The 299-nt window shown below is 41.5% G+C and carries 1 protein-coding gene; it reads left to right on the top strand.

The genetic code is table 11. The features are described 5' to 3' along the window. The coding region (locus FHK88_RS00015) for an endonuclease/exonuclease/phosphatase family protein (RefSeq protein ID WP_227428741.1) at nucleotides 1-299 on the top strand (299 nt) is incomplete at both ends.

Below are 299 nucleotides of genomic sequence, written 5' to 3' on the forward strand. Positions count from 1 at the left end.
CCGAAGCCCATCAGCTAAAGCTTATGGTCTCCAATGTACTAACGCCAAATAATAATACCCAAGCATTGATAGATTTAGTGTGTGAGCATCATCCAGATATTCTTATCACCCTTGAGTCAGATAAGAAGTGGGAGAAGGCATTAGAGGCGGTAGAAGGGGACTATCCCTATAGTGTCAAAATACCATTGGACAATCTGTACGGTATGCATCTGTACTCTAAGCTTGAACTTATCGATCCCGAAGTGAAATATCTTATGATCGATGATATCCCCTCTATCCATACACAGATGCGCCTAAAA

The sequence above is a fragment of the Psychrobacter sp. I-STPA6b genome (assembly GCF_020662265.1).
Taxonomy (GTDB): Bacteria; Pseudomonadota; Gammaproteobacteria; order Pseudomonadales; family Moraxellaceae; genus Psychrobacter.